Source organism: Paraburkholderia sp. RL18-101-BIB-B (assembly GCF_046026985.1).
Classification (GTDB): domain Bacteria; phylum Pseudomonadota; class Gammaproteobacteria; order Burkholderiales; family Burkholderiaceae; genus Paraburkholderia.
Genome location: NZ_JARESV010000008.1, coordinates 143,776 through 167,607, shown reverse-complemented (window position 1 = coordinate 167,607; position 23,832 = coordinate 143,776). Strand labels below are relative to the sequence as shown.

Sequence of the window (23,832 nt, the reverse complement as noted above, 5' to 3'; positions counted from 1 at the left end):
CAGCGCCCACGAATTAGAGCGAAGCGGTGCGGTATCGACGCGCCGCCGAAGATACAGCCGGAGATTCCGGAACAACTGGACTGAAGTGGAGAATCAAGAATGAGCGGTCAAAACGAGAGCCCGTACTATTTCGTACCGCATCCGTCGCGGCATCCGATTAGCGCCGCCGTTGGGTTGCTGGTCATGCTCGGATCGCTTGCGGCCTGGATCAACGAACATGACTGGGCGCCGATCGGCGTCGTCGCCGGTTTGTTGTGGCTGCTCTTCACGCTGTGGCACTGGTTCGGCGACGCGATCGCCGAGTCGGAAGGCGGCATGTACGGCAAGAACGTCGACAAGTCGTACCGCTGGAGCATGAGCTGGTTCATCTTCTCCGAAGTGATGTTCTTCGGTGCGTTCTTCGGCGCGCTGTTCTATGCGCGTGAGATCGCGCTGCATCAATTGGGCAGCCTCGATTACAAGCTGATCTGGCCGGATTTCTCGGCGGTGTGGCCGAACAACGGTCCGGCAGCGCTGGTTTCGACCTTCAAGTCGATGCAGCCGTGGCCGGTGCCGACCATCAACACGGCGCTGCTGCTGTCCTCGGGCGCGACGCTGACGGTCTCGCACCACGCGCTGCGTGAAGATCATCGCAAGAAAGCGATCATCTGGCTGGCTGCAACGCTCGTGCTCGGCGTCTGCTTCCTGTTCCTGCAAGGCTTCGAATATTTCCACGCGTACAACGAACTGAATCTCACGCTGTCGTCGGGCGTGTATGGTTCGACGTTCTTCCTGCTGACCGGCTTCCACGGCTTCCACGTGTTCCTCGGCGGCACGATGCTGGCGGTCGTGCTGGCGCGTATGATTCGCGGTCACTTCACGGCGGAGCATCACTTCGCGTTCGAAGGCGCGGCCTGGTATTGGCACTTTGTGGACGTCGTGTGGCTCGGGCTGTACGTCGTCGTGTACTGGCTGTAACGCAGTCCCGCCTGCACCGACCGGCAAGCCGGAATGTGTGCAGGCCGTGTGCGCCAAGTCCTTCGGGGCGCAGCGCGCGAGCAGTATGCAAGACCAATGCAGCGCCGCCCTCGACCCTGTCAGGGCGGCGTTTTGTTTGGCGGCGTGGAGATTTTTCCGCCGGGCTCAACGCCCGTAAGGAATACCGGTCGACTGAATCCAGCCCATCCAGTGAGCGAACAGGATGAACAGGAACAGCGAGATCGACAGGCCCACCCGCGTGGCGAGCGACCAGACCATCCGCTTGGTTTTTCCCTTGTCATGCATCATGAAGTACAGCGCCGACACCATGCTGGCGATGATCAGGACGAAGGCGATGGGAACGAGAATGTGCATGGAACCGGCTGAAACCAGGAAGCGCAGAGGCAAGACGTTTATTATCGCACCGCGAGCCTGCGTTTGCCGTGCGTTCCCCGTGACGTCGCGGGCGACGTTGGAGCGTGCGCGATGAAGTTCCGCCTCGTTCCCGCGCTGTTGATTCTGCTGGTGATCGTGGTGACGGTGCGGCTGGGTTTCTGGCAGCGCGACCGCGCGCATCAGAAGGAAGCGCTCGAAGCGCACATCACGCAGTTCGAGAATGCGCCCGCGCAACCGGTGAGCGCCGCGCCGGTTCAGTTGAAGGACATCGAGTTTCATCGCGTGAAAGCGCGTGGCAGTTTCGTCGCGAACAAGGTCGTCTACCTCGATAATCGTCCATATAACGATCAGCCGGGCTTTTACGTCGTGATGCCTTTTAAACTGGCCGACGGTGGTTACGTGCTGGTCAATCGCGGCTGGTTGCCACGCAATATGAACAACCGCGAGACCATCGCGCCGTACACCACGCCGCAAGGCGACATCGAAATCGAAGGCATTGCGCGGGCCGACGCGTCGCGCGCTTACGAGTTGGGGCAGGGCGGTTCGGCCGAGCATCAACTAATCCGTCAGAATCTGGATGTCGCCGCGTACGCCGCGGAAACCGGCTTGCCGCTGCAATCGTTCGTGATTCAGCAATTGAGCGACGACGGCGACAAGCTGGTGCGCGATTGGCCCGCGCCGACTAGCGGCGTCGAACGCAACTATGGCTACATGTTCCAGTGGTGGGGCATGGCGGCCGCGGCGCTGGTCTTCGGCCTGTATGCCGCGCGCCGCGCCGCGAAGAAAGAGCACGCGCCGGGCGTGTAACGCAGCACATGCGGTCTGTGGCCAGGGTTCGAGTCACTAGCCGCGCAAATCATTGATAGAGGTCCAGTAGTGTCGACGCAATCTCCCCGTTCGCCGCAAGCCGGCAAACCCTCAACGTCTCAAGCCACGCCCGGCCAACCCAACGGCAAAGGCTCGTGGCAACGCGGCCGCTGGATGCTGCTGCTGGTGGCGATCATCTGCGCCGCGCCGATCGCCGTGTCGTATTTCACGTACTACGTGATCCGGCCGACCGGCGGCACCACGAGCTACGGCACGCTGGTCGAACCGCAACGCCCGATTCCCGATTCGCTCACGGTCACCGGCGAGGATGGCAAGCCCGTCAAGTTCGCCACGCTGCGCGGCCACTGGCTGATGATTTCCGTCGACAACAGCGCGTGCGACAAAGCGTGCGTCACCAAGCTCTACTTCATGCGACAAATCCGCGCAGCTCAGGGCCCGGAACGCGAGCGCGTCGTGGAAGTATGGCTGCGCACCGATGCAGGCAACGTCGCGGACGTGATACAAAAGGCCTACCCCGACACCGACATGATGATCGCCGATCTGGCGCAGGTGTCCGCGTGGCTGCCAACGGATAGCGGCACCAAAGTCACTGACCACATTTACCTGGTCGATCCGAACGGCAATCTGATGATGCGTTTCCCGAAAGATCCGAACCCCGGCAAGATCAAAGGCGACCTGACCAAGCTGCTCAAATGGTCGCGCATCGGCTGACGCCGCAATATAGGTAAGAGAGATGTTCGTACTGCAACTGGCTCTGATCGGCTTGTGTATCGCGTTGTTGCCGCTGTCCTACGTGTGGGTCAAGGCCGACGACAACAAATTCCGCAAGCTGGTCTGGCTCACCACCTTCCTCACGCTCGATCTGGTGATGTTCGGCGGCTTCACGCGGCTCACCGATTCCGGGCTTGGCTGTCCGGACTGGCCGGGCTGTTACGGCACATCATCGCCGTTCATCGCGCATGCGGCGATCGCGGCCGCACATCAGGCGATGCCCACCGGACCGGTCAGCATGACGAAGGCCTGGATCGAAATGATCCACCGTTACTTCGCGATGGCGATCGGCGTGCTGATCATCGCGCAGACCCTCATCGCGTGGACGGCGCGTATCAAGCGACGCCCGCTGCATGTATCGCCGTGGTGGCCGACCTCGCTGTTGCTGCTGATTCTGGTGCAAGGCGCGTTCGGCGCCTGGACCGTGACGATGAAGCTGCAACCGATCATCGTGACGACACACTTGCTGCTCGGGCTCGCGCTATTGGGCACCCTCGGCTGGCTGGCCGCGCGGCAAACGCCGTTGCCCGCTTACGAGCCCGAGGCCGCGCGCTGGCGTGCGGCGGCGATCGCGGGTCTCGTGCTGCTGATCGCGCAGATCGCGCTGGGCGGCTGGGTCAGCACGAACTACGCGGTGCTCGCGTGCACGGATTTCCCGACCTGCAACGGCCAATGGGTCCCGCCGATGGATTTCGCGCACGGCTTCCACCTGTGGCGCGCGCTCGGCATGACCGGCGACGGCGACATGATCACGCAGGATGCGCTGGTGGCGATCCACTGGACGCACCGCACATTCGCCATCGTCGTGGTCGCCTATCTGGCGTGGTTCGCGCTCAAACTGCGCCGCTTCGAGTCGCTGCGGCGGCCCGCAAACGGCGTGCTGCTGGTCGTGCTGATCCAGTTCATCACCGGGCTGTCGAACATCGTTCTGCAATGGCCGTTGCCCATTGCGGTCGCGCATAACGGCGGGGCCGCGATCCTGCTGCTTCTGCTCGTTATGTTAAACTTTCGGATCGCTTATAGCCGTCCCGGCCGCGCCGTGCTCCCTGCGCGCGATGCCGCGCCAGCGTGACTCCACATGGACAGCACAACACTCTCCCAAACGCCCGGTAGCCGGGTCTCCCAGTACATCGCCCTGACGAAGCCGCGCGTCACGCAACTCGCCGTGTTCTGCGCCGTCATCGGCATGTTTCTGTCGACGCCTGGCATGGTGCCGTGGACTCCCCTGATCGGCGGCACCGTCGGCATCTGGTTGCTGGCCGGCGCGGCGTTCGCCATCAATTGCCTCGTCGAGCAGAAAATCGACGCCAAGATGCGCCGCACCTCGTGGCGCCCGTCCGCGCGCGGCGAAATCACCACCACGCAGATTCTGCTGTTCTCGGCCGTGCTCGGCGGCCTCGGCATGTGGACGCTCTACACGTTCGCCAATCCGCTCACCATGTGGCTCACGCTGGCCACGTTCGTCGGCTATGCCGTTATCTATACGCTGCTGCTCAAGCCTGCCACGCCGCAGAACATCGTGATCGGCGGCGCCTCGGGCGCCATGCCCCCGGCGCTCGGCTGGGCCGCGGTCACCGGCCACGTGCCCGGCGACGCCTGGATCCTGGTGCTGATCATCTTTGTGTGGACGCCGCCGCATTTCTGGGCGCTCGCGCTGTATCGCCGCAAAGACTACGAAAACGCCGGCCTGCCGATGCTGCCGAACACGCACGGCGAGAAATACACGCGCCTGCATATTCTGCTGTACACGGTGATCCTGTTCGCGGTCACCATGATGCCCTTCATCTCCGGCATGAGCGGCGTGGTGTACCTCGCGTCGGCCGTGCTGCTGGGCGCCGTGTTCCTTGCCTATGCGTGGAAGATCTATCGCGAGTACTCGGACGATCTGGCGCGCAAGACCTTTCGTTATTCGATCGTCTATCTCTCGCTGCTATTCGCTGCGCTGCTGATCGACCACTATGCGCGCGTCCTGATCGGCGCGTAATACCATGCTCAATAACCGCTTCGCGCGCATGGCGCGTGCTGCCGTGATCGCTTGCGCGCTCGGTGGCGCCTCGCTGGTCGCAGGCTGCGGCAAGCAGCCGCCGGCGTTCCAGAATCTCGACATCACGGGCAATACCCAGTTCGGCAGCAACTTCTCGCTGCCCGACACGGCCGGCCACCTCCGCAGCATGGCGGACTACAAGGGCAAGGTCGTGGTGCTGTTCTTCGGCTACACGCATTGCCCGGACGTTTGCCCGACCACGATGGCCGAGCTCTCGCAGGCGTTGCAGCAACTCGGCCCGGAAGACGCGAAGCGCGTGCAGGTGCTTTTCGTCACCGTCGATCCGGATCGTGATACGCCGGCGTTGCTCGCGCAATACGTGCCGGCGTTCAACCCGACGTTCGTCGGCTTGCGTCCGGCCGATCAGGCGCAGCTCACCAAGATCACGAAGGACTTCCGCGTCTACTACGCGAAGGTGCCGGGCAAGACGCCTGACAACTACACGATGGATCACACAGCAGCGAGCTATGTGTTCGATACGGACGGCAAGCTGCGTCTGTTCGCGCGCGACGGCCAGGGCGCAACGCCGTGGGTGCACGACATCAAGCTGCTGCTCGACTGACGCCTGCAGCCGTAAGGACGCGTGTCATATCACGCGTCCGTTTTTCAGATTCCTCTGCGCTTCAAGACTCAAGCTGGCATCGGCAAATTCAATCCGGGCGCTAGCCGCGTCGCCTTGAACTCCGTCACCTCGTAACGCGCAAGGTTCTGCTGCGCGAACGGGTCGCTGGCGAGAATCTCGTCCAGCCTGTCGCGCTCGATGCGCACCGCCAGAATGATGCCGCCGTCGCGCGGCACTTTCGGCCCGGCGGCGACGAACACGCCTGCTTCGAACTGCTGCGTCAGAAACGCGCGATGGGCTTCCAGCGCGTCGTCGACGCGTTCGAGCGGTGCGGTGTAGGTAAGGTCGATGACGTACATGGGCGTTCTCTCTGGCAATGGAATGTGCCGCTAAAAGGTGCGGCCGCAGCCTCGGATTATCGGTCAGAGAACGATTCAGCGCGTGTGATCTGCCTGCACGCACGCCGCCCTCGCCAGGCGGCTGGTTTCCTTGCAGCGTCTCTCAAGTTGCCCGTTTGTCTTGCCGTTATATCTATAGCAATCGTTTGCGCGCGATACGCAGTCGCGTGCCTGCGACTGCGAACGGAACACGAATCACACGAGAGAGACCACAACAATGAGCAGGATGAGTTTGAATCGCAAACTATGGCTGTCGCTCGCGCTCGTCTGGCTGGGGCTGCTGGGCGTTGGGCTGTGGAGCGCGGTCGAAACGCGCAGCACGATGCTGGCCGAGCGCAAGGCGGGCATGGTGAATCTGGTCGATGCCGCGCAGGGCATCGTGAGCGGTTATTACGCGCTCTCGCAAAGCGGCAAGCTGAGCGAGGCCGATGCGCAGCGCGAAGCGCTCGCCCGTCTCTCGACCATGCGCTATGGGGAATCCGGCTACCTGTTCGTGATGGATTCGAAGCCCGTCGTGCTGATGCATCCCACGTTGCCGCAAATGACCGGCAAGCCGGTCGGCGACTTCAAGGACCCGGACGGCAAGCTCCTCTACGTGGCGATCGTCGACGCGGCCAAGGCAAGCGGCCGTGGTTTCGCGGAGTATCGCGGACGCCTGCCGCACAGCGAAACGGCCGTGCCGAAGATCAGCTACGTGGTGCGTTTCGCGCCGTGGGACTGGAACATCACGAGCGGCGTGTTCATCAAGGACATCGACACGGTGTACTACGAGACGCTGCTCGGCCACCTGGCTGTGGTGCTGGTGATCGGCGCGATCATCTCGCTGGCGATGGTGCTGATCATCCGCAACGTACGTGCGAGCCTCGGCGGCGAACCTGACCAGGCGGCGCGGCTTGCGGCAAGTATCGCGCAAGGCGATCTGACGCAGGTGGTCGAGGTTCGTCCGCAGGACAAGACCAGCATGATGGCGGCCATGCATGAAATGCAGAACCGTTTGCAGCGGACCATCGGCGAGATTCGTCGCTCGGCCGAATCCATTGCGTCGGCGACGCAGCAGATTGCCGCCGGCAATGGCGATCTGTCGCAGCGCACCGAACAGCAGGCGGCTTCGTTGCAGGAGACCGCAGCGAGCATGGAAGAACTCACCGCGACGGTCAAGCAGAACGCCGACAACGCGCGGCAGGCGAGCGGACTCGCACATAACGCGTCCGAAATCGCGACGCGCGGCAACGACGTGGTCAGCCGCGTGATCGGTACGATGGGCGAGATCAACGACAGCTCGCGGCAGATCGCGGACATCATCGGCGTGATCGAAGGCATTGCTTTTCAGACCAACATTCTTGCGTTGAACGCGGCCGTGGAAGCGGCGCGCGCCGGTGAGCAGGGCCGCGGTTTCGCGGTCGTCGCGGGCGAGGTGCGCAGCCTCGCGCAGCGCTCGGGAACGGCGGCGAAGGAGATCAAGCAGTTGATCAGCGCGTCGGTGGAACGCGTGCATAACGGCTCGACGCTGGTGCAGCAGGCCGGCACGACGATGGGCGAGATTTTGCAAGCCGTGCAGCGTGTCACCGACATCATGGGCGAGATCGCGGCGGCATCCGAAGAGCAGAGCAGCGGCATTTCGCAAGTCGGGCGCGCCGTCACGCAAATGGATGAGGTGACGCAGCAGAACGCGGCGCTGGTCGAGCAGGCGGCCGCCGCGGCGGCTTCGTTGCAGGATCAGGCGGGGCGTCTGCGTGACACAGTGAGCGCGTTTCGCGTGAATAGTTCGGACGTTGCCGTGCAGAATTCGGCTGCGGTGGCGGCGCGGAGAGTGACGGCTACGGCGACGGCTGCGGCGCCGCAAGCAGCCGCAACGGCGGCGGCAATGCGCGAAATCGGCACGGCACTGCACTCTGCGTCGGCATCGTCGCGCGCGGAGCCGAAGCTGTCGGCTCCCGCCAGAGCGTCCGCCGCGCCGACCTCGGCATCGCCCGCGCATGTGACGAGCGCCAAGCCTGCCGCCTCGACCGCGCCACGCGCATCAACCGTGGCAGTGAAAGCCACCCCGCCCGGCGACGACTGGACCACCTTCTGATTCTCCGCTGCAGCGCCCGCGTGCCTCTCATGAGCACGCGGTCCCGCGCCGTTCAACGCGCATAACCATATGCGATCGTGATATTTCCCATCTCGCCGGGACTATGAGACCATTTCAGGTCCAGTCGGCTGCGCATTGTCAAAAGCAATGTCCGCCGTCGGCTTCCACCCGAATCTGACACCGATCAGAAGTCGATGAGCGGTCGATCAAGTCACCGATCCAGCCATCGATTAGAAACAAGCGAGAATCACATGCAGCGCAGAAACATCCTCAAAGCCCTCTCGGCAGTCGTCGCCAGCACGGCGATCTTCACCAGCTTCGGCGCGCACGCCGACGACAAAGTCATCAAGGTCGGCACCATCGGCGGCCCGGACGCGCAGATCTGGGAAGTCGTCACCAAAGTGGCGAAGCGCGAAGGCCTGAACGTGAAGGTCGTCGAATTCAACGACTACGTGCAGCCGAACGCCGCGCTCGACGCCGGCGACCTCGACGCAAACAGCTTCCAGCATCAGCCGTACCTCGATAGCCAGATCAAGCAGCGCGGCTACAAGATCGTCAATGCCGGTCTCACGTACATCTCGCCGCTCGGCATCTACTCGAAGAAGCTGAAGTCGCTGAAGGATCTGCCGCAAGGTGCGAAGGTCGCGGTGCCGAACGATCCGTCGAACGAAAACCGCGCGTTGCTGTTGCTGCAAGCGCAAGGCGTGCTCAAGCTGAAGACTGGCGCGGGCACGAACGGCAATAACGCGACGCCGCTCGATGTCGCCGACAATCCGAAGAAAATCAAACTGGTCGAACTCGACGCCGCACAACTGCCGCGCTCACTGTCGGACGTCGACGCCGCCGCGATCAACACGAACTTCGCGTTGGCCGCCGGCCTGCAGCCGACCAAAGATGCGATCGCGCTCGAAGACGTGCACAGCCCGTACGCGAACCGGATCGCCGTGCGCACGCAGGACAAGGACAAGCCGTGGGTCAAGAAGCTGGTTGCCGCTTACCAGTCGGAAGACGTGCGCCAGTTCATCAAGACACAGTTCAAGGGTTCGGTGGTGCCGTCGTTCTAAGCGGCGACGCTTGCTACAAGCCTAATTCCCATCGCTCGATCATCAGGTCCTTGCCGAAACGGCGCTCAGCCGCCGTGCCGGCGAGCCTGAACCCGGTGCGCTCGCACAGGCGCCGTGGTTGTTCGAGCGAGGCGGCCGTTGTCAGCGTGAGCTTCGTATAGCCCGCGCGCCTCGCAAAGCGCACGCATTCGCTCAGCAACTGCGTGCCGATGCCCAGCCGCTGCACGTCCGGCTCGACCCACAGCAGCCGCACGCCGGCCACCGTCGTCGACACGCCGACGATGCAGACCGAGCCGACCACCATGCCTTCCTGATCGGCGACCCAGCACATCTCCCGCACCGGATCGTTGCGTTGTGTGTAATCGGCGACGACCCGCGCGAGCAATCCCTCGAACGATGGATCCCAGTCGTATTGCGCGGCGAACCATTGCGCCTGCCGATGCACGAGCCAGCCGCATTCACCTGGGCGCGGCTGGCGGAGCACCACGAGTTCGTGCCGCGGCTTGTCACCGAGCAGCCGCTCGATGGTCTTCATCGCGGTGATCAACTGATCCTGAGAGAGGGCCGTGAGGCCGGAAAGCAGTATCGACACTTCTTCGATCGCCGCGTTATCGAGCGGTGCGTACGCGGCGTGGCCGCTGTCCGTGAGCGCGATCAGCGACTGGCGCGCGTCCGTCTCGGACGGGCGGCGCGTGATCAGATCGCGTCGTTCGAAGCTGGTCAGCAGACGGCTGAGATAACCGCTGTCGAGACCGAGGGAACGCCCGAGCACCGAGGCCGTTTGAGGACGTCCGCGGGAGAGCTCGTGCAGTACGCGCACCTCGGTCAATGAGAACGCGCTCTTTGCCAAATGCTCATGCAGTGCGCCAATGTGTCGGGTATAGAAGCGGTTGAAATGGCGGACGGCCTGAGCGCGCCTCAGCGCCTCGGAATCTGTCAAATGCTGCTCCCAGGGGATTTTTATAGCTTGCTACTCAGCACTATATTGGAACGCACCCCATTACAAAAGCCACGCCGGCAAAGGCTTGATCGGCACTGGTATTAAAAAGGTATCGATCACGGCAGAGTGTCAGTGTACTGAAACCCTGCTTAAAGCCGGCCAGATGCCTTCCCAAAGCCCAATACGGGTAAATCCTGGGCTCCAAAAACCCTCTCCAGCGCCTCCGAATGCCCCTCTAAGCCTTATTCAGCAAGGCTTTGCGCCAAATCATACCAGCATGGAACCAGTTGATTGACTGGTATTATGTTGGTTATATAATGGGCTCTCATTTTTCGTAGGCCTACCTTTTCGCGAAGGCCGCCGGAGCCCCATGGAAACTCGCTGGTCCGCACTGATGCCTGACGCCCGCAACGTCACGCCGCTCTATTTGCAGCTCGCGCGCAATCTTGCGACAGCGATCCACTGCGGCGTGTGGTCGGCCGGTGAGGCGCTGCCCTCGGAGCGCACGCTCTCGGACGCGATCGGCGTGTCGCGCATCACGGCGCGCAAGGCGATCGAGTTGCTGGTCGAGCAAGGGTTGATCCGGCGCGCTCGCGGCGCAGGCAGCTTCATTACGCCGCGCGTCGAAGACCCGCTTTCGCGGCTCACCGGCTTCACGAAGAAGATGCAGCAGCGCGGTTTCCGGCCGGATTCGGTGTGGCTCGAGCGCGATATCCGCGCCGCCAACCGTGACGAGCTGGTGCACCTCGGGCTGTCGCCCGGCGCGGCGGTGACGAGTCTGCGGCGCCTGCGGCGCGCGGACGGCATCGTCATGGCGGTCGAGCATTCGGCGTTGCCGGCGGCGATCGTGCCCGATCCGCATGCCATCGGCGACTCGCTTTACAGCTATCTCGAACGCCGTGGCGCCGCCGTCGTGCGTGCCTTGCAACACTTCCGCGCGGTCAACGCTTCGAGCGAGATCGCTTCGTTGATGGACATCGAACCGCGCTCGGCGCTGCTGGTCATTACCCGTATCGGCTATAGCGCCGACCAGCGCGCAATCGAACTGACCGACACCTATTGCCGCGACGATTACTACGACTTTGTCGCTGAATTGCGCACCTGAACTGCTCGACCGAGCAGAGCGCGAAGCCCGCAAGTTCAGGTGCGGCGCCGCCGTCAGGCGCCATTCAGTCACGCCCCGTATCACGCCTCACCAGAGAGACTCATGCTGACCGGAAACATACTCACCACCGATGGGTGGATTCACGGCACGCTCGAATACGAAAACGGCCGCATCACGGCGCTCACCGGCGAACGCGTCGATCCGTCGACGAACGACGCGCCGTACATCCTGCCCGGCTTCATCGATCTGCACGTGCATGGCGGCGGCGGGTCCGACGTGATGGAAGGCGGCAACGCGATCGAAACCATCACGCGCACGCATGCGCGTTACGGCACGACCAGCCTGCTCGCCACCACCATGACCGCGCCGCGCGACGAACTGATGAGCGTCGTCGCTGAGTTGGGCAACAACGCGCGGATTCGCACGCCAGGCGGCGCGCGCGTGCTCGGCGTGCATCTGGAAGGGCCGTACATCAACCCCGGCAAGCTCGGCGCGCAACCGGATGCGGCGGTCTCCGCGGTGATGGACGAAGTGCTGAAGTATCTGTCCATCGCGCCGATTCGCGTGGTGACGCTGGCGCCGGAAATTGCCGGCCATATGGAGATCATCTCCGAAATGGCGGCGCGCGGCGTGCGCGTGCAACTGGGCCATTCGCTCGGCACTTACGACGATGCCGTCGCCGCGCTCAAGCACGGCGCCTGCGGCTTCACGCATCTGTTCAACGCCATGTCGCCGCTGCACCATCGCAATCCAGGCCTCGTCGGCGCGGCGCTCGCGCACGCCGAGTTCGCCGAAATCATTCCCGATCTGCTGCACGTCCATCCTGGGGCGATCCGCGCGGCCTTGCGCGCGATTCCGCGTCTCTATGTGGTCACGGACAGCACCTCGGCCACCGGCATGCCCGACGGCGAATACCGCCTCGGCAGCCAGCATGTGACGAAGTGTCTCGGCGGCGTGCGTCTCGCCGACGGCACGCTCGCCGGCAGCACCCTGACCATGGATCAGGCGCTGCGCAATCTTGTGTCGATCGGCTTGCCGATAGCCGATGTATCGAACCGTTTGTCGCGCTACGCCGCCGACTACCTGGGCATTGAAGACCGCGGCCGCATCGCGCGCGGTGCATGGGCCGATGTGGTCGTGTTCGATCGTGAATTGGCGTTGACCGCGACTTACGTCGAAGGAGAAGCAATTGTCGAATATGCTTAAAGAGGCGCTGGCGTCCGCTGATACGGTCGCCGCGCAACTCACGGACACCTCGCGCGTCGAGGCGCTGGCGGCGAAGCTCGCCCAGCAGCCGCGCCATGTCGCGCTGACGGTCGCGCGCGGCAGCTCCGACCATGCGGCGAGCTACTTCGCCAGCCTGACGATGAGCCGCCTTGGCGTGCCGGTCGCCTCGCTGCCGATGTCGGTCGCCACGCTGCAACAGGCGCCGCTGCAGGTGCGCGATCAACTCGCGCTGGCGTTCTCGCAGTCGGGTAAGAGCCCTGACCTGGTCGGCACCATGGAGGCATTGCGCCAAGCCGGCGCGCTGACCGTTGCCGCCGTGAACGTGTCGGGCTCACCCTTGGCCGACGCGTGCGAATTCGAGTTGCCGCTCGAAGCCGGTCCGGAATTGAGCGTCGCGGCCACCAAGAGCTATATCGCGATGCTGTCGATTTCCGCGCAGCTCGTCGCGCATTGGCAGCAGGACGCCGAATTGCTCGCTGCGTTGAAGACGCTGCCCGAAGCACTGCGTGCCGCCGGTGAACTCGACTGGTCGGCAGCCGTGGAGGAATTGCGCGGCGTCGAGCGCATGATCGTGATCGGCCGCGGTTTGGGTCTTGCCATCGCGCAGGAAGCCGCGCTGAAACTGAAGGAAACCTCCGGCATTCAGGCCGAAGCGTTTTCGAGCGCGGAAGTGCGTCACGGTCCGATGGAATTGATCGATCGCGACTACCCGCTGCTGGTCTTCGCACCGCGCGGGCCCGAGCAGGCCGGCTTGCTGCAACTCGCGCGCGATATGAAGGCGCGCGGCGCCCGCGTTCTGCTCGCGGCGCCGGCTGACGTGCCGGAAGCCACGTTGCCGCTTGCACCCACCGCCCATGCGGCGCTCGATCCGATCGCTGCAATCCTGTCCTTTTACGTGATGGCCGCCGGTCTTGCCGCCGCGCGCGGGCGCAATCCCGATGCGCCGCGCCATCTCAACAAAGTCACCGAAACTCACTGACGAGAAATCAGATGCGACGTGTCGAGGAGTCCCGCTTGATGAGCCATTCTGAAGGCCATATTGTTTTACTCGCGCCCATGACCGGTCCGGTCGTGCCGCTCGCGAACGTGCCCGACCCTGTGTTTTCGGGCGGCATGTTCGGCGACGGCATCGGCATCGATCCGCTCGAGGGCCGACTCGTCGCGCCGTGCGACGGTACCGTCACCCATCTCGCGCGCACCGGTCACGCCGTGACGCTGGCCACGGCCGAAGGCGCCGAAATTTTGCTGCATATCGGTATCGATACGGTCGAACTGAACGGCAAGGGCTTTGCGCCGATGGTCGCTCAAGGCGCTCACGTGCGCGCTGGCGATGTGCTGATCGAATTCGATCAGGATCAGGTCGCGCTGAATGCGCCGAGCCTCGTGTCGGTAATCGCGATCGCCAATTCGGATGCGTTCGAGATCGTCGAACGTGTGCAAGGCGGCTTGCTGAAGGCGGGTGAAACGCCGCTGCTGGTGCTGCGTGCGCGCGGCGGCGCGGCGGCCGAGGCCTCGCGGCAGGCGAGTGCAACGAACGTGACGGAGGAAGCGCGTCAGCAGGTCACGCTGGTTCACGCAGGCGGTCTACATGCACGCCCGGCGGCGCGTGCACGTGAAGCGGCACGCGGCTTCGACGCACGCGTCGAAGTGCGTTACGAAGGACGCAAGGCGGCGATCGAAAGCGTGGTCGGTTTGCTGGGCCTCGGTGCAGGCGAAGGCGCGACCATCGAGTTGCTCGGCGTCGGTCCGCAAGCAAAAGCTGCGATCGAAGCGATCGCGCATGAATTGACGCGCGAAGCGCACGGCGAAGTCGAAGAAAAACCGGCGCGCCAAAGCTCGCCGGCGCCGCAAGCCGTTGCGCGTCCGGCGGGCGAACCGCTCGCGCCGAATACACTCGCCGGCGTCTGCGCGGCGCCGGGCGTCGCGGTCGGCAAGCTGGTGCGCTGGGACGACGCGGACATCGATCCGCCCGAAAAAGCGAACGGCACGTCGGCTGCGGAGAGCCGCTTGCTCGACAAGGCGATTGCCACCGTCGATGCGGACCTCGGCACGACCGTCCGTGACGCCTCGCAACGCGGCGCGGTTGGCGAAGCGGGCATTTTCGCGGTGCATCGCGTGCTGCTCGAAGATCCGACGCTGCTCGACGCCGCGCGTGATCTGATCAGCCTCGGCAAGAGCGCCGGTTTTGCGTGGCGCGAAGCGATCCGCGCACAGATCGCCATCCTGACGAATATCGAAGACGCGTTGCTCGCGGAACGCGCCGCCGATCTGCGCGACATCGAGAAGCGCGTGCTGCGCGCGCTGGGTTACACGAACGCCGCGGCGCGCACGTTGCCGGAAGAAGCCGTGCTAGCGGCTGAAGAGTTCACGCCGTCCGATCTGTCCACGCTGGATCGCTCACGTGTCACCGCCTTGGTGATGGCGCGCGGTGGCGCGACCTCGCACGCGGCGATTCTCGCGCGTCAGGCCGGCATTCCCGCGCTGGTGGCAGTCGGCGACGCGTTGCATGCGATTCCCGAAGGCACGCAAGTGGTAGTGAACGCCACGACCGGCCGCCTCGAATTCGCGCCGACCGAACTCGATGTCGAACGCGCACGCACCGAGCGCACTCGCCTCGCCGATGTGCGCGAAGCGAATCGCCGCACCTCGCAGCAAGCGGCGGCCACGTCCGATGGCCGCGCGATCGAAGTGGCCGCGAACATCGCCACGCTCGACGACGCGAAGACCGCCGTTGAAAACGGCGCCGATTCCGTCGGCCTGTTGCGCACCGAACTGCTGTTCATTCACCGCGCCGCTGCGCCGACCACGGACGAACATCGTCAGAGCTACCAGGGAATCGTCGACGCATTGAGCGGCCGCACCGCGATCATCCGCACGCTGGATGTCGGCGCGGACAAGGAAGTCGACTATCTGACGCTGCCGCCCGAACCGAATCCCGCGCTCGGATTGCGCGGCATCCGACTCGCGCAAGTGCGTCCGGATCTGCTCGACGATCAGTTGCGCGGCCTGTTGGCGGTGCAGCCGCTCGGCGCCGTGCGCATCCTGCTGCCGATGGTGACCGACGTCGGCGAATTGATCCGTATCCGCAAGCGTATCGACGAATTCGCGCGCGAGTCGGGCCGCACGGAGCCGATCGAAGTCGGCGTGATGATCGAAGTGCCGTCGGCGGCGCTGCTTGCCGATCAACTGTCGCAACACGCGGATTTCCTCTCGATCGGCACCAACGATCTGACGCAATACACGCTCGCCATGGACCGTTGCCAGGCCGACCTCGCCGCCCAGGCGGACGGCTTGCATCCGGCTGTGCTGCGGTTGATCGCGGCCACCGTGCAAGGCGCGAACAAGCACGGCAAATGGGTCGGCGTGTGCGGCGCGCTGGCGGGCGACCCGCTCGCCGTGCCGCTGCTGGTCGGCCTTGGCGTGACCGAGCTTTCGGTGGATCCGGTGTCGGTGCCGGGCATCAAAGCGCGGGTGCGCAACCTCGATTATCAGCTGTGCCGTCAACGCGCCCAGGATGCCCTGGCGCTCGAATCGGCGCAGGCGGTAAGAGCAGCAAGCCGCGAAACCTGGCCTTTGGACTGAACCCCATACGGTCCGCAGCCAGCTTCGCTCAGTCATTACTCGTAGCTACAAAACTCAACGACGCCGTTTAATCACGGCGTTCAACAAAGAGACAAGGATTGGAGGTGTCAATGGATGGGAATCCGTTTCTGAAGATTCAGCGGCTGGGACGCGCGCTGATGCTGCCGATTGCGGTGCTGCCGGTTGCCGGCCTGCTGCTGCGCCTCGGTCAACCCGATGTGTTCAACATCAAGATGATCGCCGACGCCGGCGGCGCGATCTTCGACAACCTGCCGCTCTTGTTCGCGATCGGCGTGGCGGTCGGCTTCGCGAAAGACAATAACGGCGTGGCGGGTCTGGCCGGCGCGATCGGTTATCTGGTCGAAGTCGCGGTGATGAAGGACATCAACGACAAGCTCAACATGGGCGTGTTGTCCGGGATCGTGGCGGGTATCGTCGCGGGCTTGCTGTACAACAGATACAAAGACATCAAGCTGCCCGATTACCTCGCGTTCTTCGGAGGGAAACGCTTCGTGCCGATTGTCACAGGGGTGGTCTGCCTCGTGCTCGGCATAGCGTTCGGCTACGTGTGGCAACCGGTGCAAGCCGTGATCGATACGGCCGGCCACTGGCTGACCACCGCGGGCGCGCTCGGCGCGTTCGTGTTCGGCGTGCTGAACCGCTTGCTGCTCGTCACGGGTTTGCATCACATCCTCAATTCGCTGACGTGGTTCGTGTTCGGCACGTTCACGCCGCCGGGCGGCGCCGCCGTGACGGGCGACCTGCATCGCTTCTTCGCGGGCGATCCGACTGCGGGCACTTTCATGACGGGCTTCTTCCCGGTCATGATGTTCGGCCTGCCGGCTGCCTGTCTGGCAATGTTCCATGAAGCGCCGAAGGAGCGCCGCGCGCTGGTCGGCGGCCTGCTGTTCTCGATGGCGCTCACGTCGTTCCTGACGGGCGTGACCGAGCCGATCGAATTCAGCTTCATGTTCCTCGCACCGGTGCTGTACGTGATCCACGCGCTGTTGACGGGCCTCTCGCTCGCCATCTGTTCGGCGCTCGGCATTCACCTCGGCTTCACGTTCTCCGCTGGCGCGATCGATTACGTGTTGAACTACGGCCTGTCGACTCGTGGCTGGTGGGCGATTCCGATCGGTCTCGTCTACATGGTGGTGTACTACGGGCTGTTCCGCTTCTTTATCCGCAAATTCAACATGGCGACGCCGGGCCGTGAACCCGCTGCAGCCGATGAGCAAGTCGACTCGTTTGCTGCTGGTGGTTTCGTTTCGCCGGTCGCCGGTGCGGCTGTGCCGCGTGCGCAGCGTTATATCGCTGCTCTCGGTGGTGCGTCGAATCTGTCGGTGGTTGATGCTTGCACGACACGACTGCGTCTGTCGGTGGTCGATTCGAACAAGGTCTCTGAAAACGAACTGAAGACGATCGGTGCGCGTGGTGTGCTCAAGCGCGGGTCGACCAACGTGCAGGTGATCATTGGACCGGAAGCGGACATCATCGCGGACGAAATCCGCACGGTGATCGCGCAGGGTGGTGGTGAGGTGGTGAAGCCGGTGGCTGCTGCTGCGGCTCCGGCTGTGGCGGCTACGCGGGTTGCAGCTTCGGGTGCTCAAGGTAGCGGTCCGCTCGATCCCGATCCGCTGCGCTGGCTCGCCGTGTTCGGCGGCGCGGGCAACGTGGTGTCGCTTGATGCGGTGGCGGCCACGCGTCTGCGTATCGTCGTGCGGGATCCGTCGGCGGTTGATCGTCAACGTCTGGCGACGCTCGATACGGCGTGGATTTCTGCGGACACGTTCCATATCGTCGTCGGCGACGCCGCGCAGCGCTACGCTGAAAAGCTGGCAACGCGCACGACGCAAAGCGGCGGTGCAACGCCTTTGCCGGCATGACGCAGTGCTGAAGCAGGAGCGGCTCGCGCTGCTTCACCTCCAGTAGTCATGCAGCAATAAAAAAGCGGCACTTTGAATCATTCAAGGTGCCGCTTTTCCGTTTACCGGCCCGTGGCCGGCACAGGCTGTTTTAGCGTCTCTTCTGTGCGCCGGCTTTCGACGGCCGATGCGATTCCAGCCACATCACATTGATGATGCCGAACGCCAACGCCACGCCGATCCCGAGAATCCAACTGAAATACCACATCGCAAACTCCTGTTGAGCGTGTTGCGGATCAATACATCGTATGGTGATTTTCTTCGAGCGCGGCGGCGGTCACCTTGCCGCGCATCACGCGATACACCCAGCTCGTATAGATCAGGATGATCGGTAGGAAAATGATCACGGCGATCAGCATGATCTGCAGCGTCATGCGGCTCGAGGTCGAATCCCACACGGTGAGACTGCTGCGGCCGTCGAGCGAGGAGGGCATGATGAACGGGAACATCGAGAAGCCCGCCGTCAGAATCACGCCGATGATCATCAGCGAAGTCGACAGGAAGGCGCTCTTTTCGAAGCGCGAGCGCGCGAGCAACGTGGCCAGCACGCCGCCTACGAGACCGGCCACCGGCGCGCTCACCATCCACGGATAGTTCGCGTAGTTGGTGAGCCACAGGCCGGGTGCCCCAATTACGTTCTTCATCAACGGATTGGCGACCGTGTCGAGCGGCGGGGCGTCGATCACCTGATAGCCGCCGATCATCGTGGAGATCAGCGCGCCGGCGATCAGGAACAGCACCACGCAAGAGAGCGCAGCGATCCGCAGCGCCAGCGAAGCGCGCTCGGCGACGATGTCGTCCGCTTTCATCTTGACGAAGGCGGCGCCGTGCGCGGTCAGCATCGAGACGCTGACGAGGCCGCACAACACGGCGAATGGGTTGAGCAGCGCGAAGAAGCCGCCGTGATAGGTGACGCGCAGGTCGGTGTCGAACGAGAACGGCACGCCTTGCAGCAGGTTGCCGAACGCGACGCCGAACACCAGCGCCGGCACGAAGCCGCCGACGAATAGCGCCCAGTCCCACGCCGTGCGCCAGCGCGGGTCTTCGCGTTTGCTGCGGTAGTCGAAGCCGACCGGCCGGAAGAACAGCGAGAACAACACCAGCAGCATCGCGAAATAGAAACCGGAGAACGACGCCGCGTACACCAGCGGCCACGCGGCGAACATCGCGCCGCCCGCCGTGATGAGCCAGACCTGATTGCCTTCCCACGTCGCGCCGACCGTGTTCACGACGATGCGCCGCTCGGCGTCGGTCTTGCCGATGAACGGCAGCAGAATCGCCGCGCCCATGTCGAAGCCGTCGGTGAGCGCGAAGCCGATCAGCAGCACGCCGATCAGCACCCACCAGATCAGTTTGAGGGTTGCGTAATCCATGATGATCTTTTCCCTTGAGGCTCAGTGGCGGCGAATCATGCGGCCGTGTTGGTCGGCAGCGGCTGATTCAGCGGCTGTTGTTCGTGGTGATAGCGGCCCGTATGCAGCGACGAGGGACCGAGCCGCGCGTACTTGAACATCAGCATGATTTCGATGATGAACAGCACCGTGTAGAACACCACGAAGCCCGCGATACTCAGATACAGGTCATTCGGTGTCAGGCTCGAGGCCGACAGGTTGGTCGGCAGAATGCCCGCGATGGTCCACGGTTGACGGCCCACTTCAGCGACAATCCAGCCGAACTCGGCCGCGAGCCAGGGCAGCGGAATCGCCCACACGGCCCAGCGCAGGAACCAGCGGCGCTTCTCCAGCAACAACGAGCGCTGCGCGCAGAACCAGAACGCCAGCACGAAGGTGGCGAGGAACAGAATGCCGAGGCCCACCATCAAGCGGAACGAGAAGAACACGGGTGCCACAGGCGGGATCGTTTTCTTCGCGGCCTGGGCGATCTGATCCGGCGTGGCGTCGGTGACGTTCGCGGTGAACTGCTTGAGCATCAGGCCGTAGCCGAGATCCTGCTTGTGCGCGTCGAAGTCGGCTTTGGCTTCGTCGGTGATATCGCCTTGCTTCAGTTTCTGTAGCGCGGCGTAGGCGAGCATGCCGTTTTTGATGCGCTCTTCGTTGCGCGCCATCAAATCCTTCAGGCCGACCACGGGTTCATCGAGCGAACGCGTGGCGATGAGGCCTAGCGCGTAGGGAATCCGGATAGCGTAATCAGTGCGCTCTTCCTTCTGATTCGGAATCCCGATGATCGTGAACGGAGCCGGCGCGGGCGCGGTTTCCCATTCGGATTCGATCGCGGCCAGTTTGACCTGTTGGACTTCGCCGGTGCGGTAGCCGGATTCGTCGCCGAGCACGATCACGCATAACGTAGACGCCAAACCGAAGCCGGCGGCAATCGCGAACGAGCGCAATGCGAATTCAGTGTCGCGGCGCTTCAGCAGATACCACGACGACACGCCAAGCACGAACATCGACGCCGTCACATAACCGGCCGACACGGTATGCACGAACTTGACTTGCGCGACCGGATTGAACAGCACGGAGAAGATGCTGTCGAGCTCCATGCGCATGGTCTGATAGTTGAAGGTAGCGCCGACCGGATTGTTCATCCAGCCATTGGCCACCAGAATCCACAGCGCCGACAGGTTCGAGCCGAGCGCCACGAGGAACGTGACGAACACATGCTGGGTCTTCGAGAGCCGGTTCCAGCCGAAGAAGAACAGGCCGACGAAGGTCGATTCGAGGAAGAACGCCATCAACCCTTCAACCGCGAGCGGCACGCCGAAAATATCGCCGACATAGTGCGAGTAATACGACCAGTTTGTGCCGAACTGAAATTCCAGCGTGAGGCCGGTGGTGACACCCATCGCAAAGTTGATGCCGAACAGCTTGCCCCAGAACTGGGTCATGTCCTTGTAGATCTGCTTGCCGGTCATCACATAGACCGACTCCATGATGACGAGCAACCAGGACAGGCCGAGCGTGAGCGGGACGAACAGAAAGTGGTAAAGCGCGGTGATGGCGAACTGGAGGCGCGACAGTTCTACGACTTCGCTAACGGGCATGTTGATCACCTTGGGACGGATGCGAGGCAGGCACGGACAACAGCGCCTGCGCGACTTGCTCAGGCGGCAGCGACATGTGCTCCGCCTGTGGATGATTGAAGAACGTGTACTTGAGCGCCATCAGCAGTACGAATTTGATAGCGAGGACGATGGCGATATCCCGCGCCAGCGTCGGACCGCGCACCCAGCCGTGGAACCGTTTGCGCAGGCTCGGGCGGCGGGTGGTGCTGCGATTGAGGGCTGTGGTCATGATCGGTAGAAGGCAACTTCACACCGGTGAATCCGGCTGGCGCCAGGCCGCTTGGGCGGTTTGGCGAGTGCATCCCGATTCTAGGAGTAGAACCTCGCGCGCAACAGTTCGGCGCTGCGGCATTGGGTCGCGAGACTTGCCCCGTTCAAGCAGTATTGCTATCTGGTTTGTGATACGTCAAGAAACGCGTGTTGCTCGGTGATGTTCTTGCGTCAGTGTGCGCGTGCGCGAAAACACCGCGGCGTGGGCGAAAAAAAGCCCCGCCGTCTTGCGAGGGCTGGGCTTGGCGGCTGAATACCGCGCGCCGGACGAACCGGCATGCAGACAATCTTCAAGCTTTACGCGTATTCGGTCAGTGCACCGCGCATCTTCTTCATTGCGCTTGCCTCGATCTGGCGAATACGTTCGGCGGACACACCGAATTCGTCGGCCAGTTCGTGCAGCGTCGAACCGCCCGAACCGTCGTCTTCCACTTTCAGCCAGCGTGCCTCGATGATGCGGCGGCTGCGGGCGTCCAGTGCGTCCAGCGCGCTCGCGATACCGTCGCTTTGCAGCTTGTCGCGCTGACGCGAAGCCAGCACGGCGGTCGGCTCGCTATGGGAGTCGGCCAGATAGGCGATCGGCGCGTACGACTCTTCGCCGTCCTCGACCTGCCCTTCCAGCGCGATATCGCCGCCCGAGAGGCGCGTTTCCATTTCGGACACTTCTTCGCGCTTCACATTCAGCTCTTTGGCGAGACCTTCGATCTCGTCCGGCGTGAACGCGCCCAGCCCTTGCTTGTGGCTGCGCAGGTTGAAGAACAGCTTGCGCTGCGCCTTGGTCGTGGCGACTTTCACCATCCGCCAGTTGCGCAGAATGTATTCGTGGATCTCAGCCTTGATCCAGTGCATGGCGTACGACACGAGGCGCACGTTCTGCTCCGGGTCGAAGCGCTTCACGGCCTTCATCAGGCCGATATTGCCTTCCTGGATCAGGTCGGCGTGCGGCAGTCCATAGCCCAGATAGTTGCGCGCGATCGATACGACCAGCCGCAGGTGCGACAGGACGAGACGGCGCGCGGACTCTAGGTTGTCCTGCTCGCGAAATTCGGTGGCGAACTGGCGTTCTTCCGCCGGCGTCAGCATCGGAATCCGATTTACGGCCTGGATGTAGGCGTCGATATTGCCCAGTTGACCGGGCAGCAGCGAGGAATGCGAGAGCGCCAGTGCACCTGCCGAAGCGGCCTTAGCCGACGACGGGCTCAAAGTACTCGGAAGGGTCATTGCATGGCTCACGTAGGAAACTCCTTTGGAATCAGACAAAAGCTTATTCAGGTAACGACTCCAGCGTTGGATGTTAGCACTCTGAATTGCCGAGTGCTAATACTTAGAGGCTGTAGGGGCATCCAAGTTCCGTAAATTCCTATTGAAATTCACGATTCAATAGCCATGGTACGCCTCCCTCGGCTTCTTTGCTCGGAGCGTAGAACTTACCTAACAGATCGCCTTCATTGTTATAAGTGACCGACTTTTGCTAGTTTTGAGGTGACTAATTGCGGAAAGATGGGTTTCTTCATACGATCCACTCAATTGAGATTGTCTTTACAATACGCAAAACGGTTAAGGATTGTTCAACGTTCGGCGGAGCTCGGGTGTTAGATGAACAACAAGAAGAATGCTTTGCGTGGTCTGGCTCTAAATATCACGGCTGGTGCCGTGCTGGTGGGAACTTCAGGATGGGCTTCGGCGGACCAGTTTGGCGTGCAGGTGGCCGGCGGCCTTGGCGATCGCCACGTCAAGAAACTCGACCTCGGTTTCGTCTGGGACCCGGATCTGACCTGGTGGCAGATCGGTGATTGGCATTTCTCGCTGATCGGCGAAGCGCACGTGGCCTGGTGGCACACCAACGAAGGCAATGTGCACGACAACATCGGCGAAATCGGCGTGACGCCGATCATCCGCTTCATCAAGGGATCGGGCTCGATCCGCCCGTACGCCGAACTGGGCGCGGGCATCCGGCTGCTGTCGAGTCCCCGGATTTCTTCGACCTTCACATTGGGCACTGCGTTCCAGTTCGCCGACATGGCCGGCGTGGGCATGCAGTTCGGCAGCCACCAGCAGTACCAGGCAGGCTATCGCTTCCAGCATATTTCCAACGGCGGTATCAAAGAGCCGAATCCTGGTATAAATTTCCACCAGCTATATCTGCAATATAACTTCTGACGACCGTGGCCACGTTCGGCTCACCGGTGCGAGGGGCTGAGCGATGGCGGCAAAGATAATCGAAGCGGTTCGCGAGCTCGAGCGAGAGCGTTTTCGCGCGATGGTCGACGGCGACGGGCAATCGCTCGACACGCTGCTCGCGGACAACGTGAGCTACGTTCACACGAACGGCAAGCGGGAAACGAAACGGCAGTTCATCGACGGGATTACCGCGGGCCGCCGCCGCTATCGGCAGATCGAGATTCAGTCGCAAGAGGTGCTGCCGGTCGGGCGCGAGACCTGCGTCGTGACCGGCCGGGCGCTGATCGAAATGGAAGCCAATAACGGAGCGCTGCTGTTTCCGATCGCCTACACGGCGATCCATACGCAGGAAGACGGGCGATGGCGCCTGATTGCCTGGCAGGCAACGCGTTGCGCAATCGAGTGAGCCTTTTGAGCTTACTGTTTCCGGGCTGGCCGCGCCTTGTGAGCGGGTTGCTCCGGCTGACGCGGGCACGCGGGTAGCGC

The 23,832-nt window shown here is 63.0% G+C and carries 23 protein-coding genes; 15 read left to right on the top strand and 8 right to left on the bottom strand.

Annotated elements, in window-relative coordinates:
• Positions 1-99: 99 nt before the first annotated feature.
• Positions 100-957, top strand: coding sequence for a cytochrome c oxidase subunit 3 (locus P0D73_RS15145; RefSeq protein ID WP_132376152.1), 858 nt, complete (start codon positions 100-102; stop codon positions 955-957).
• Between the two features lie 165 nt (positions 958-1,122).
• On the opposite strand, the gene P0D73_RS15140 is transcribed toward P0D73_RS15145, so the two are convergent.
• Positions 1,123-1,332 carry a twin transmembrane helix small protein gene (locus tag P0D73_RS15140; protein ID WP_007179452.1) on the bottom strand — a complete coding sequence of 70 codons (210 nt, stop codon included), beginning with the start codon at positions 1,330-1,332 and terminating at the stop codon, positions 1,123-1,125.
• A 111-nt stretch (positions 1,333-1,443) separates the two neighbouring features.
• On the opposite strand from P0D73_RS15140, the gene P0D73_RS15135 reads away from it, so the two are divergent.
• From P0D73_RS15135 to P0D73_RS15115, 5 genes are all read left to right on the top strand, one after another.
• Positions 1,444-2,160, top strand: coding sequence for an SURF1 family protein (locus P0D73_RS15135; RefSeq protein WP_408312869.1), 717 nt, complete (start codon positions 1,444-1,446; stop codon positions 2,158-2,160).
• Between the two features lie 69 nt (positions 2,161-2,229).
• A complete protein-coding gene (locus P0D73_RS15130) occupies positions 2,230-2,892 on the top strand; it encodes an SCO family protein (RefSeq protein WP_408431809.1) in 663 nt (220 codons plus the stop codon).
• 22 nt (positions 2,893-2,914) lie between these two features.
• Positions 2,915-4,024 carry a COX15/CtaA family protein gene (locus tag P0D73_RS15125; protein ID WP_408312875.1) on the top strand — a complete coding sequence of 370 codons (1,110 nt, stop codon included), beginning with the start codon at positions 2,915-2,917 and terminating at the stop codon, positions 4,022-4,024.
• 6 nt (positions 4,025-4,030) lie between these two features.
• The gene (gene cyoE, locus P0D73_RS15120) at positions 4,031-4,936 is read left to right on the top strand and encodes a heme o synthase (RefSeq protein ID WP_132376148.1); all 906 of its coding nucleotides are present in this window, start codon (positions 4,031-4,033) and stop codon (positions 4,934-4,936) included.
• Between the two features lie 4 nt (positions 4,937-4,940).
• A complete protein-coding gene (locus tag P0D73_RS15115; protein ID WP_408178261.1) occupies positions 4,941-5,558 on the top strand; it encodes an SCO family protein in 618 nt (205 codons plus the stop codon).
• A 68-nt stretch (positions 5,559-5,626) separates the two neighbouring features.
• Here the strand turns inward: P0D73_RS15115 and P0D73_RS15110 are convergent, their stop codons facing one another.
• Entirely contained in the window at positions 5,627-5,917 is a 291-nt protein-coding gene (locus tag P0D73_RS15110) for a YciI family protein (protein ID WP_408178262.1), read from the bottom strand.
• 256 nt (positions 5,918-6,173) lie between these two features.
• Here P0D73_RS15110 and P0D73_RS15105 point away from each other — a divergent pair, with 256 nt between their 5' ends.
• Both P0D73_RS15105 and P0D73_RS15100 read left to right on the top strand, forming a co-directional pair.
• Positions 6,174-8,030, top strand: coding sequence for a methyl-accepting chemotaxis protein (locus tag P0D73_RS15105; protein ID WP_408178263.1), 1,857 nt, complete (start codon positions 6,174-6,176; stop codon positions 8,028-8,030).
• A 251-nt stretch (positions 8,031-8,281) separates the two neighbouring features.
• Complete coding sequence (locus P0D73_RS15100; RefSeq protein WP_408431806.1) at positions 8,282-9,094, top strand: MetQ/NlpA family ABC transporter substrate-binding protein; 813 nt, start codon at positions 8,282-8,284, stop codon at positions 9,092-9,094.
• A gap of 13 nt (positions 9,095-9,107) precedes the next feature.
• On the opposite strand, the gene P0D73_RS15095 is transcribed toward P0D73_RS15100, so the two are convergent.
• Positions 9,108-10,034: a bifunctional helix-turn-helix transcriptional regulator/GNAT family N-acetyltransferase gene (locus tag P0D73_RS15095; RefSeq protein ID WP_408178264.1), complete on the bottom strand. Its 927-nt coding sequence runs from the start codon at positions 10,032-10,034 to the stop codon at positions 9,108-9,110.
• Positions 10,035-10,404: 370 nt separating this feature from the next.
• Here P0D73_RS15095 and P0D73_RS15090 point away from each other — a divergent pair, with 370 nt between their 5' ends.
• The 5 genes from P0D73_RS15090 to nagE all read left to right on the top strand — a co-directional run bounded on the left by P0D73_RS15090 (position 10,405) and on the right by nagE (position 17,834).
• Positions 10,405-11,139, top strand: a complete 735-nt coding sequence (locus tag P0D73_RS15090; protein ID WP_132376142.1) for a GntR family transcriptional regulator — start codon at positions 10,405-10,407, stop codon at positions 11,137-11,139.
• A gap of 102 nt (positions 11,140-11,241) precedes the next feature.
• A complete protein-coding gene (nagA, locus tag P0D73_RS15085; RefSeq protein WP_132376141.1) occupies positions 11,242-12,345 on the top strand; it encodes an N-acetylglucosamine-6-phosphate deacetylase in 1,104 nt (367 codons plus the stop codon).
• Positions 12,338-13,345, top strand: a complete 1,008-nt coding sequence (locus tag P0D73_RS15080) for an SIS domain-containing protein (protein ID WP_408284353.1) — start codon at positions 12,338-12,340, stop codon at positions 13,343-13,345. The genes nagA and P0D73_RS15080 overlap by 8 nt, the downstream gene beginning before the upstream one ends.
• Positions 13,346-13,383: 38 nt before the next feature.
• Positions 13,384-15,948 carry a phosphoenolpyruvate--protein phosphotransferase gene (gene ptsP / locus P0D73_RS15075; protein ID WP_408431804.1) on the top strand — a complete coding sequence of 855 codons (2,565 nt, stop codon included), beginning with the start codon at positions 13,384-13,386 and terminating at the stop codon, positions 15,946-15,948.
• Between the two features lie 110 nt (positions 15,949-16,058).
• Positions 16,059-17,834: an N-acetylglucosamine-specific PTS transporter subunit IIBC gene (gene nagE, locus P0D73_RS15070; RefSeq protein WP_408178266.1), complete on the top strand. Its 1,776-nt coding sequence runs from the start codon at positions 16,059-16,061 to the stop codon at positions 17,832-17,834.
• Positions 17,835-17,964: 130 nt separating this feature from the next.
• Here the strand turns inward: nagE and cydX are convergent, their stop codons facing one another.
• The 5 genes from cydX to rpoH form a co-directional block, all read right to left on the bottom strand.
• Positions 17,965-18,081, bottom strand: a complete 117-nt coding sequence (gene cydX, locus P0D73_RS15065) for a cytochrome bd-I oxidase subunit CydX (protein ID WP_408284167.1) — start codon at positions 18,079-18,081, stop codon at positions 17,965-17,967.
• Between the two features lie 28 nt (positions 18,082-18,109).
• Positions 18,110-19,246, bottom strand: coding sequence for a cytochrome d ubiquinol oxidase subunit II (gene cydB, locus P0D73_RS15060; protein WP_408284169.1), 1,137 nt, complete (start codon positions 19,244-19,246; stop codon positions 18,110-18,112).
• 35 nt (positions 19,247-19,281) lie between these two features.
• Complete coding sequence (locus P0D73_RS15055) at positions 19,282-20,874, bottom strand: cytochrome ubiquinol oxidase subunit I (RefSeq protein ID WP_408178269.1); 1,593 nt, start codon at positions 20,872-20,874, stop codon at positions 19,282-19,284.
• Positions 20,864-21,124: a cytochrome oxidase putative small subunit CydP gene (gene cydP / locus P0D73_RS15050; RefSeq protein ID WP_408178270.1), complete on the bottom strand. Its 261-nt coding sequence runs from the start codon at positions 21,122-21,124 to the stop codon at positions 20,864-20,866. Before cydP ends, P0D73_RS15055 begins: the two co-directional genes overlap by 11 nt.
• Before the next feature lie 338 nt (positions 21,125-21,462).
• Positions 21,463-22,398: an RNA polymerase sigma factor RpoH gene (gene rpoH, locus P0D73_RS15045; protein ID WP_007179432.1), complete on the bottom strand. Its 936-nt coding sequence runs from the start codon at positions 22,396-22,398 to the stop codon at positions 21,463-21,465.
• A 363-nt stretch (positions 22,399-22,761) separates the two neighbouring features.
• Between rpoH and P0D73_RS15040 the strand changes: the two genes are divergently transcribed.
• The gene (locus P0D73_RS15040; protein ID WP_408431802.1) at positions 22,762-23,325 is read left to right on the top strand and encodes an acyloxyacyl hydrolase; all 564 of its coding nucleotides are present in this window, start codon (positions 22,762-22,764) and stop codon (positions 23,323-23,325) included.
• A 43-nt stretch (positions 23,326-23,368) separates the two neighbouring features.
• Complete coding sequence (locus tag P0D73_RS15035) at positions 23,369-23,752, top strand: nuclear transport factor 2 family protein (protein ID WP_132376133.1); 384 nt, start codon at positions 23,369-23,371, stop codon at positions 23,750-23,752.
• Positions 23,753-23,832: the final 80 nt, after the last annotated feature.